Genomic DNA, 8,635 nt, shown 5'->3' on the forward strand with positions numbered 1-8,635 from the left:
TAATTGGTTTTTGTTCTGGGCGCGCGGGCCCCGGCCGGGGGGGGCCGGGGGGGCGCCGGGGTCCAGGGCGAGGTCGTCGAGGCCGAGTTCGGCGCTCTCGCCGCCGAGCGGCTCGGTGCGGCGGAGCAGGGCGCGTATGCGGGCCAGGAGTTCCTCGGTGGCGAAGGGCTTGGCCAGGTAGTCGTCGGCGCCGGCGTCGAGCCCGGCGACCCGGTCGCCGAGCTGGTGGCGGGCGGTGAGGACCAGGATGGGCAGGCGGTCGCCGCGCCGGCGCAGCATCCGGCACAGCGCGAGGCCGTCGAGGCGGGGCATGACCACGTCCACCACGGCGAGGTCGGGGCGCCGGTGCTCCAGGAGCTCCAGGGCCTCCTGTCCGTCGGTGGTGGTGAGTACCCGGTAGCCCTCGAAGCGCAGCAGGTGGTCGAGGGTGTTGCGGACGCCGGGGTCGTCCTCGACGACCAGGACGGTGCGCCGGGCGGCGGTGGGATCTGTCATGGTGCCATCTTCGCTGGTGGCGGGCGTGGTCATGCCGGTCGGGGGAGGTCGGTCGGCGGGTCAGGTGGCGGGTCGGGCGGCCGGTCAGGGGGTCGGCAGGTCAGCGGGGGACCGGGACGACGGGGACCGGCGGAATGTGCGCGAGGCAGGAGGTGTCGCCGACCGCGCCGGTGCGGATGAAGTGGGTGGAGATGTCCACCGCGCAGCCGGTGGACTCCATCTCCGGGATGTGCCCGCTGTTGGGCACGGAGACGAAGGCGCTGCGGCGGAACTGGGCGGCGGAAAGACGGGAGTTGGCCTCGGGGGTGTTGGTGTCGAGGTCCCCGGAGAGCACCAGGACGGGCACGTCGGGCACGTTCTTCAGGTCGGTCGGCTGCGGGTCGGCGGTGCCGCGGCGCGGCCAGGACAGGCAGTTGTCGCCGCCGTCGGTCTGCCCCTCGGTCCAGCCCTTGACGCTGAACGCCCCGAAGTCGGCCGGGTCGGCGGCGGCCAACGCGGCCCGGTACTGGCGGCGGCGCTCGGCGGGCGGGGCGGCCGGGTCCCAGGCGCGGGCGTAGTCGTTGCAGGTGACGGCCAGGAAGGAGGCCTGGTCCTCGGTGCCGGTGTGCTCGACCTCGGCGCGCACCAGGGCGGTCAGCGGTGCGTCGTCGCCCGTGGCGAGGGCGTGCAGGGCGGCCGGCAGCGCGCCGAGCAGACCGGGCTCCTCGGGGTGCAGGCCGATGCCTCGGGTGGCGGGTTCGTACATCAGGTCGGCGAGCTTGTCCTCGCTGAAGACCACGGTGCGCGGGCTGCCGCCGAGGGAGGCGGTCAGCACCAGCGGGCGGGTGCGCAGCCGCTCGGTGGCGGTGGCGAGGTCGCGGACGGCGCCTTCCGGGTCGCAGGCCCCGCTGCGCTCGCAGATCCGGCGCAGCGTCAGGGAGACCTGCTGGGCGCCGGGCCGGGCCAGGGAGTCGAAGGCGAGCGGGTAGGCGCCGGACAGCACCATCGACTCGACCCGCTGGGGGTGGCGGTCGGCGTAGACCGGCATCAGGTAGGTGCCGTACGACAGGCCGTACAGGACCAGCTTCGGGGCGCCCAGGCGCGCGCGGGCGGCATCGAGGTCGTCGGCGGTGGCGGCGCTGGTGTAGCCGCGGGCGCGCGGGCCGAGTTCCTCGGCGCAGTCGGCGACGAGCTCGCGCTGGGCGGGGCGCGGGGCGAAGCGGTAGTCGGCCTCGGTGACGTCGCAGGGGAGCCGGCCGGAGCGGCCGGTGCCGCGCGGGTCCAGCAGGAGCAGGTCGTAGTCGTCCAGCACCCCCTGCAGTGCCCCGGCCACCTGGTCGGCGCGGTCGATGAGGGTCTCGCCGGGGCCGCCGGGGTTGAGCGCGATGGTGCCCAGGGCGGGGCCGGGGCGGCTGTGGCGCACCACCGCGTGGCTCACGCCGATGCCGCCCAGGCGCGGCTCGTCCGCCACCAGCGGGCGGCGCATGGTCGTGCAGTCGACCTGGTGCCCGGGGACGGTCGGGCACCACGCGGGCCGGCCCGCCGCCCCGGTGGGGGCGGCCTGCGCGGGCGAGGCGGTGGTGACCGGCAGCACTGCGGCCAGCACCGCCAGCGCGGCGGCGGCCAGCCGGCCCCGGCGGGCCGGCTCCTTGGCCCGGCTCGCGGCCGCGCCGGTCGTCTCCGTCGCCATGCCCGTCGCCATGCTCGCTCCCGTGTTCGTCGTCATCGTGGTGCCCTCCGTACGTCCTGCGGTCGGTGTGGTCACGACCCTGCCGGGTGCCGGTCAGCGGTTCGGCAGAGCGACGGCAAAGGCAGGTAAGAACTCCGGCCGGTCCCCCCGCCGGAACCATGCGACGCAGCGTCAAGATCCTTTCCTTGATGGAAACTTGACGAACACGAGTCGTCCCCAAGGCTTCTCTCTGTTCGAAAAATCGGTCTAACTAATAGCACCGGACGGGGCAGGGCCAGCACGCAGCAAGCGGCTGAAGCCCGCGGACGCCGGTGCCTTCCCGCCGTCGGGAAAGCCGCTCACCTTGCCCGGCCACGGCATCGCCATGCCCGCGTCGGCGAACCGTCAGGTCGCGCAAGGAAAGAACTCGTGGTGTTCACGTGGGGGAGAGGGGCAAGTCAAGGATGACGAAGTCCGCAGGAGCGCGCAGATTCGCGCAGGTGGTGGCGCTGGTCACGGTGGTGGCAACCGCCGCGGCCTGCAGTGGCGGCGGTGGGGGCGGCGGCAGCGGCAACCCGGGGCCGGCCGGAGCGGCGGTGCAGGGGGGTGTGGTGCGGGTCGCCGAGGCGCCCTCCACCTTCCCGGACGCCATCTGGCCGTTCGATTCCCCGGCCCAGGTCAGCACGGTGAACACCAGTCAGTTCCAGGAGCTGTTCTACCGCCCCCTGTACTACTGGGGCCTGAACGACAAGGTCACCCTCGACCCGGAGGTGTCCCTCGGCGAGGCGCCCACCTGGAGCGCGGACGGCACGACCGTCACCGTCCAGGTCAAGCCGTGGAAGTGGTCCAACGGTGAGGACGTCAACGCCCAGGACGTGCTGTTCTGGATCAACATGGCCAAGGCCGAGTCGTCGAACAGCGGCTACTACACCCCGCCGAACCCGGCGATCGGCGCCAAGTACTTCCCGGACAACGTGGCTTCGGCGACCGCCTCGGGCCAGACCCTGACGCTGACCCTCAACACCCCGGTCAACCAGACCTGGTTCACCGACGACGAGCTCAGCCAGATCACCCCGATGCCGCTCGCCTGGGACCTCACCGGCCAGGGGCAGAAGGGCAGTTGCGCGAGCGACGCGTTCGGTTCGGACGCCGCCGCGAAGGACTGCGCGGCCGACTACGCCTACCTCAGCGCGCAGTCGACCAAGGGCGGCGACTTCGCGGGCAGCCCGCTGTGGTCGGTGGTCGACGGCCCGTGGAAGCTCAAGAACTACAACGGCACCTCCGGCGCGTACGGGATCGTGCCGAACACCGCCTACTCGGGCCCGCAGAAGCCGCACCTCGACGAGGTGGACTTCGTCCCCTACACCTCGGCCACCACCGAGTACGCGGACCTGAAGGCCGGCAGCGGCGGCGCCAACGCCATCGACGTCGGCTACCTGCCGGCCGAGAACTCCCCGACCTTCAACGCCAAGAACCCGGACGCGGGCAACCCGTTGAGCAGCGCGGGCTACTACATCCCGGCCCCGACCTACCTGGACGAGATCTCGTACTACCAGATCAACTTCGCCAACCCGGCCGTGGGACCGCTGTTCAAGCAGCCCTACTTCACCAAGGCCGTCCAGGACACCGTCGACCAGCAGGGCATCATCAACGGCATCTGGAAGGGCTGGGGCTACCCGAGCACCGGCGCCGTGCCCAGCCTCCCGGCCGGCAACCCGCTCTCCCCCAAGAGCCAGTCCGAGCGCGCCACCTACGACCCGGCGGCCGCCAAACAGCTGCTGAGCAGCCACGGCTGGAACACCGACAGCGTCCCGGCCACCTGCACCGACCCGGGCACCGGCCCGAATCAGTGCGGCGCCGGCATCGCGGCGGGCACCAAGGCCGCGTTCACGCTCGACTACCCCTCCGGCCAGGCCGCGCTGGACACCATGGCGGCGGACATGCGCTCGGACGCGGCCAAGGCGGGCATCGGCATCACCATGGTCAGCCAGACCCAGAACACCATCGGCAACGAGGGCGTGGCCTGCAGCGACGCGCAGCCGGCCGGCTGCCAGTGGCAGGGCCTGCTCTACGGCGGCTGGGTCTACGCCCCCGACTACTACCCGACCGGCGACGCGCTGTTCGCCACCGGAGCCGGGCCGAACGTCTGGAGCTTCTCCGACCCGAAGCTGGACCAGCTGATCGTCAAGACCACCACCGGCAGCGACGTCAACGACCTGTACGCCTACGAGGACTACATCGCGGGCGTCCAGCCGGTCATCTACACCCCCAACACGCTCGCGATCAGCGAGGTCACCAAGAAGCTGCACCTCGACGCCGGTGACCCCTTCCAGGGCTACGAGCCGGAGTACTGGTACTACACGAAATGACGGCCATCCGTAACGGCGTCGCCGCCGCCCCCCTCGGGGGGCGGCGGTGACGGCCTACCTGATCCGACGGCTGTTCCAGGCCCTCCTGACGGTGCTGATGGTCACCGTCATCTCCTTCGGCCTGATGCAGCTCATGCCGGGCGGCCCGGTCCGGGCGATCCTCGGCTCCCACGCCACCCCGGCCAACATCGCCCACCTGACCCAGCAGATGGGTCTGGACCGCCCCGTCTACGTGCAGTACTGGACCTGGCTGGACGGCCTGCTGCACGGCAACCTGGGCTTCGACTACATCCAGCAGCGCCCGATCTCCGACCTGCTGTTCAACGCCCTCGGCGCCTCCGCCTACATCGTCGGCGCCTCGCTGCTGCTCGCGCTGCTGATCGCGGTGCCGGCGGGCCTGCTCCAGGCGACCCGCCGCAACAGCGTGCTGGACCACGCCTTCACGGTGTTCTCCTTCGTCGCCTACGGCGTGCCGACGTTCTTCATCGGCTTCCTGATCCAGCAGTGGTTCGAGGACGACCTGCACTGGGTCTCGGTGCAGGACCAGGTGGCCACCTTCGGTGACGCGCTGACCCACCCCGGGGCCGTCTGCCTGCCCGTCCTGACCCTGACCGTCACCACCGTGGCCGGCTACAGCCGGTACATGCGCTCCGGGGTGCTGGACCAGATCACCCAGGACTACGTACGGTCCGCCCAGGCCAAGGGCGCCTCCCGGCGCCGCACCCTGTACGGCCACGTGCTGCGCAACGCCCTGATCCCGATGGTCACCCTGGTCGGCCTCTCGCTGCCCGCGCTGGTCGGCGGCGCGCTGATCGTCGAGTACGTCTTCAACATCCAGGGCATCGGCCTGCTGACCACCCGTGCCGCGCTGCAGAACGACTACGGCATCACCCTGGCGGCCACCCTGCTCACCGCGGTGACCACCGTGGTCGGCTCGCTGCTGGCCGACGTCGGCTACGCCGTGCTGGACCCACGAGTGAGGCTCACCTGATGGCCCTGACACACGATTCGACGGAAGGTCGGCCCGCCTCCGCCCCGGGCGGGGAGCCGGCCGGGCGGCCCCGCTCGATGCTCCGGCGCGGCGCGGAGGTCTTCGCCGAGAACAGGCTGGCCCTGGTCGCCGTCGTCGTCCTGGTCTCGATCATCGCCTTCTGCTTCCTCGGCCCGCTGTTCTACCACGCCGACACCTCGGTGGTGAACCTCTCCGCCGTCACCCTGCCGCCGGGCGCCGGGCACCCGCTCGGCACGGACAACGACGGCATCGACGAGCTCGGCAAGGTGATGGTCGGCGGGCAGACCAGCCTGGAGATCGGCCTCGCCGCCGGTCTGATCGCCGCCGTCCTCGGCGCGCTGTACGGCGCGGTCGCGGGCTACCTGGGCGGCTGGATCGACGCGTTGATGATGCGGGTGATCGACTCCTTCATGTCCTTCCCGCTGATCTTCCTGCTGATCTACCTCAGCAGCGTCTACGGGAAGAGCAAGACCATGCTGATCCTGGAGGTCGGCCTGACCTCCTGGTTCGGCATCACCCGCCTGGTCCGCGGCGAGGCCCTGGCGATCAAGGTCCGCGAGTACGTGGCCGCGTCCCGGATGATGGGCGCGGGCGGCCGGCGGATCGTGCTGAAGCACATCCTGCCCAACACCATCGGGACGACGATCGTCAACACCACGTTCTCGATCGCCGACGCGGTCTTCGCCCTGTCCACGCTCAGCTACATCGGCCTGGGCCTCCAGGCCCCCAACAACGACCTGGGGGGCATGCTCGACGTCGGCACCACCTTCGCCGGCCAGGGCTGCTGGTGGATGATCTATCCGCCCGCCGCCGTGATCATCCTGGTCATCCTGTGCTTCAACGTGATCGGCGACGCCCTGCGCGACGCCTTCGAAACCCGGCTGCAGAAGCGGTGAACCCGACGGAGGATCAGCAGTGGCGCTCCTCGAAGTGACCGGCCTGCGCACCGAGATCCGGCTGAAGCGCTCGGTGGTGCACGCCCTGGACGGCGTCGACCTCGCAGTGGACGTCGGCGAGACCCTCGGCATCGTCGGCGAGTCGGGCTGCGGCAAGACCATGACCGCCATGTCGATCATGCAGCTGCTGCCCAACGGCGGCAGCGTCGTCGACGGCCGGGTCCTGCTCGACGGCCGCGACCTGCTCGCGCTCGGCCCCGAGAAGATGGACCGGGTGCGCGGCAACGACATTGGGATGATCTTCCAGGACCCGACCACCTCGCTCAACCCGACGATGACCATCGGCCGGCAGATCTCCGAGTCCGTGCGCATCCACCGCCGGGCCTCCCGGAAGGAGGCGCACGAGCGCGCCGTCGAGGTGCTGTCCCTGGTGGGGATGCCCAGCCCGGCCCGGCGGGCCCTGGTCTACCCGCACGAACTGTCCGGCGGGATGCGCCAACGGGCCATGATCGCCATGGCCCTGGCCAACGAGCCCAAACTGCTCATCGCCGACGAGCCGACCACCGCCCTCGACGTCACCGTCCAGAAGCAGATCCTCGAACTCATCGACCACCTCAAGCAGCAACTCGGTATGGCCGTCATCCTCGTCACCCACGACCTCGGCGTCATCGCCGGACGGGCCGACCGGATCGCCGTCATGTACGCCGGGAAGGTCGTCGAGACCACCGGCACCGAGGAGCTCTACACCCACCCCCGCCACCCGTACACCGAGGCGCTGTTCGAATCGCTGCCGGAACGTTTCGCCGAGTCCGGCGGCCGGCTCTACTCGATCCCTGGCCTGCCTCCGGACCTGACCACCCCGCCGCCCGGCTGCCGGTTCGCCGCGCGCTGCCGCTACGCCACCGAGCAGTGCCACACGCAGGAGCCGCCACTGTCCGGGGAGGTCCCGGAACACCGCTACGCCTGCTACTTCCCGGTCGGCGAGGCCGAGCCGGGCGGCCGCCCGACGGCCGTGGCGCCGCGCCCGGCGACGGCCGTAGGGGCCCCGGAGGTGCGGGCCGCTGCGGTGCCCGAGGAGGCGCCGGCCGAGCCGCTGCTGCGCATCGACAACCTGGTCAAGGAGTACGCGGTCACCAGCGGCCTGATCCTGCGCCGGGCCGTGGGCGCGGTCAGCGCCGTGGCCGACATCTCCCTGACGGTCCGCCGGGGAGAGACGCTCGGCCTGGTCGGCGAGTCCGGCTGCGGCAAGACCACCGTCGGCAAGCTCATCGTCGGCCTGGAGCGGCCCACCAGCGGCAGCCTGCTGTTCGAGGGCCGGGACCTGGCCCTGGCGCCACGGGCCGAGCGCCGCCGACTGCGCCGCGACGTCCAGCTGATGTTCCAGGACTCCTACGCGGCGATGAACCCGCGGATGCCCGTCCACTCGATCATGCGCGAGCCGCTGGACATCCACCGGGTCGACGGCCAGGCCGAGCGCGACCGGCGGGTCAGGGAGATCTTCGACCTGGTCGGCCTGCCGCTCACCGCCCTGGACCGCTACCCGCACGAGTTCTCCGGCGGCCAGCGCCAGCGCATCGGACTGGCCCGCGCGCTGGCCCTGCGCCCCAAGCTCATCGTCGCGGACGAGCCCGTCTCGGCCCTGGACGTGTCGATCCAGTCGCAGGTGCTCAACCTGATGAGCGATCTGCAGGGCGAACTCGGACTGTCGTACCTGTTCATCTCGCACGACCTGTCCGTGGTCCGGTACCTGTCCGACCGGATCGGCGTGATGTACCTGGGCAAGCTGGTGGAGATCGGCCCCGCGCCATCGGTGTACGCCCGGCCGGTGCACCACTACACCCGCGGCCTGCTGGACACCATCCCCGTGGCCGACCCGGTGGTGGAGAAGGCCAAGAGCAGCCGGGGCGTCGCCGGGGAGCTCCCGTCTGCGATCGACCCGCCGTCCGGCTGCCGCTTCCGCACCCGCTGCGCGGCGGCGCAGCAGATCTGCGCGGAGGTCGAGCCACAGCTCACCGCCTTCGGCCCCGACGACCACCTGGCCGCCTGCCACTTCCCCCTGCGGGCCGCCCCGATCCGCTGAATCGCGCCCCTGGCCATGCCCCCTCCGGGAGCGGGCCGGCGAGGTCGTCGGCGATGGGCACACGGCGGGCACATGGCGGTGGGCACACGGCGGTGGGGCCGCACCCCGGGAGGACGCGGCCTCCGCACACCCCGC

The 8,635-nt window shown here is 71.7% G+C and carries 6 protein-coding genes; 4 read left to right on the forward strand and 2 right to left on the reverse strand.

Annotated features, from left to right (window positions below; all coding sequences use genetic code 11):
- Both ACFV6D_RS29475 and ACFV6D_RS29480 read right to left on the reverse strand, forming a co-directional pair.
- The coding region (locus ACFV6D_RS29475; RefSeq protein WP_380561767.1) for a response regulator transcription factor at positions 1-495 on the reverse strand (495 nt) is incomplete at its 3' end.
- 100 nt (positions 496-595) lie between these two features.
- A complete protein-coding gene (locus tag ACFV6D_RS29480; RefSeq protein WP_380561769.1) occupies positions 596-2,200 on the reverse strand; it encodes an alpha/beta fold hydrolase in 1,605 nt (534 codons plus the stop codon).
- A 407-nt stretch (positions 2,201-2,607) separates the two neighbouring features.
- Here ACFV6D_RS29480 and ACFV6D_RS29485 point away from each other — a divergent pair, with 407 nt between their 5' ends.
- The 4 genes from ACFV6D_RS29485 to ACFV6D_RS29500 are packed head-to-tail and all read left to right on the forward strand — an operon-like array spanning position 2,608 to position 8,500.
- Positions 2,608-4,512, forward strand: coding sequence for an ABC transporter substrate-binding protein (locus ACFV6D_RS29485; protein WP_079136462.1), 1,905 nt, complete (start codon positions 2,608-2,610; stop codon positions 4,510-4,512).
- Between the two features lie 46 nt (positions 4,513-4,558).
- Positions 4,559-5,503: an ABC transporter permease gene (locus ACFV6D_RS29490; protein WP_063351976.1), complete on the forward strand. Its 945-nt coding sequence runs from the start codon at positions 4,559-4,561 to the stop codon at positions 5,501-5,503.
- Positions 5,503-6,420, forward strand: coding sequence for an ABC transporter permease (locus tag ACFV6D_RS29495; protein WP_363367695.1), 918 nt, complete (start codon positions 5,503-5,505; stop codon positions 6,418-6,420). Before ACFV6D_RS29490 ends, ACFV6D_RS29495 begins: the two co-directional genes overlap by 1 nt.
- 19 nt (positions 6,421-6,439) lie before the next feature.
- Positions 6,440-8,500 carry a dipeptide ABC transporter ATP-binding protein gene (locus ACFV6D_RS29500; RefSeq protein WP_380561771.1) on the forward strand — a complete coding sequence of 687 codons (2,061 nt, stop codon included), beginning with the start codon at positions 6,440-6,442 and terminating at the stop codon, positions 8,498-8,500.
- Positions 8,501-8,635 lie beyond the last annotated feature (135 nt).

This window comes from Kitasatospora sp. NPDC059812 (assembly GCF_042732075.1).
Lineage (GTDB): Bacteria > Actinomycetota > Actinomycetes > Streptomycetales > Streptomycetaceae > Kitasatospora.

Excerpts from the sequence above, each read along its gene's own strand:
- ACFV6D_RS29485 (WP_079136462.1), top strand. The coding sequence starts at position 2,608 with ATGACGAAGTCCGCAGGAGCGCGCAGATTCGCGCAGGTGGTGGCGCTG.
- ACFV6D_RS29495 (WP_363367695.1), top strand. The coding sequence starts at position 5,503 with ATGGCCCTGACACACGATTCGACGGAAGGTCGGCCCGCCTCCGCCCCG.
- ACFV6D_RS29480 (WP_380561769.1), bottom strand. The coding sequence starts at position 2,200 with ATGACGACGAACACGGGAGCGAGCATGGCGACGGGCATGGCGACGGAG.